We start from the raw sequence: 1,724 nt of genomic DNA on the forward strand, positions 1-1,724 counted from the left end.
TGTGCCCGAAGGGGCTCAATCCCACCAAGGCGATCGGCAAGATCAAGGAATTGATGGTGCGCCGTGCTGTCTGAGATGGACTTTTGCCATGGGTGACATTCCGCATCAGTCCGACCCACTTCGTCGCGCACGCCTTCGCTGGCGCGCGCGGCGCGGCCTGCTGGAAAACGATCTGATCTTCGAGCGTTTCTTCAGCCGATATGAACATGACCTTAGTGACACGGACGTGGCCGTTTTGACCCGCCTGCTGGAACTGGGCGACAACGACCTGATGGACTTGCTGCTCGCGCGCAAGGAACCTGAAGGCGAACTGGCTTCGCCGGATATGACCCGCGTGCTCGGGATGCTGCGCTCCGCGTGATTTCTGCAGAGTTCCGCAAAACCCCCGAAACTAGTATGTTGCCGCGCAGCGCCGTCGTGCAAATTATCGAAAACCTGTATCCATACTTCGATTGAGGATGTGCTATGACCCCGTCAGATGTTAAAGCCACGCTATCGTTCAGCGACAACTCGCCGAGCGTCGAAATGCCGATCTATCAGGGCACGATGGGCCCGGACGTGATCGACATCCGCAAGTTGTACGGTCAGACCGGCAAGTTCACGTATGACCCGGGCTTCATGTCGACGGCGGCATGCAATTCCGCCATCACGTACATCGACGGCGACAAGGGCGAACTGCTCTATCGCGGTTTTCCGATCGAAGAACTGGCGGTGAACGCCGACTTCCTCGAATCGTGCTATCTGCTGCTGAAGGGCGAACTGCCCAACGTGGCGCAAAAGGCGGAATTCGTCGACCTCGTCACGCGCCACACGATGGTGCACGAGCAGATGCACTTCTTCTTCCGCGGCTTCCGTCGTGACGCGCATCCGATGGCGGTGCTGGTTGCCGCTGTCGGCGCGCTGTCGGCGTTCTATCACGACTCGCTGAACATCAACGACCCGCGTCACCGCGAAGTGTCGGCGATCCGCATGATCGCCAAGCTGCCGACGCTGGTCGCGATGGCATACAAGTTCAGCATCGGCCAGCCGTTCGTTTATCCGAAGAACGATCTGTCGTACAGCGCGAACTTCATGCACATGATGTTCTCGAACCCATGCGAAGAGTACAAGGTCAACGACGTGCTAGTGCGCGCGCTCGACCGCATCCTGATCCTGCACGCCGACCACGAGCAGAACGCGTCCACGTCGACGGTGCGTCTGGCGGGTTCGTCGGGTGCGAATCCGTTTGCGTGCATCGCGGCCGGTATCGCTTGCCTGTGGGGCCCGGCGCACGGCGGCGCGAACGAAGCCGCGCTGAACATGCTGGAAGAGATCGGCTCGGTCGACAATATTTCCGAATTCATCAAGCAGGTGAAGGACAAGAATTCGGGCGTGAAGCTGATGGGCTTCGGTCACCGCGTCTACAAGAACTACGATCCGCGCGCGAAACTGATGCGCGAAACGTGTCACGAAGTGCTTGAAGAACTCGGCCTGCACGACGACCCGCTCTTCAAGCTCGCGATGGAACTGGAAAAGATCGCGCTGGAAGACGAATACTTCGTGTCGCGCAAGCTGTACCCGAACGTCGACTTTTACTCGGGCATCGTGCAGCGCGCGCTGGGCATCCCGACGTCGATGTTCACGTGCATCTTCGCGATGGCGCGCACGGTCGGCTGGATCGCGCAGTGGAACGAGATGATCGCCGATCCGGAACAGAAGATCGGCCGTCCGCGCCAGTTGTTCAT

The 1,724-nt window shown here is 59.5% G+C and carries 2 protein-coding genes; both read left to right on the plus strand.

Annotation, left to right across the window (positions count from 1 at the left end):
- Positions 1 to 88 precede the first annotated feature (88 nt).
- A complete protein-coding gene (locus AWB68_RS44575; protein WP_087650414.1) occupies positions 89 to 361 on the plus strand; it encodes an FAD assembly factor SdhE in 273 nt (90 codons plus the stop codon).
- Between the two features lie 104 nt (positions 362 to 465).
- On the plus strand, positions 466 to 1,724 hold a 1,259-nt coding region (gltA, locus tag AWB68_RS44580), incomplete at its 3' end, for a citrate synthase (RefSeq protein ID WP_087650415.1).

This window comes from Caballeronia choica (assembly GCF_001544535.1).
GTDB lineage: Bacteria > Pseudomonadota > Gammaproteobacteria > Burkholderiales > Burkholderiaceae > Caballeronia > Caballeronia choica.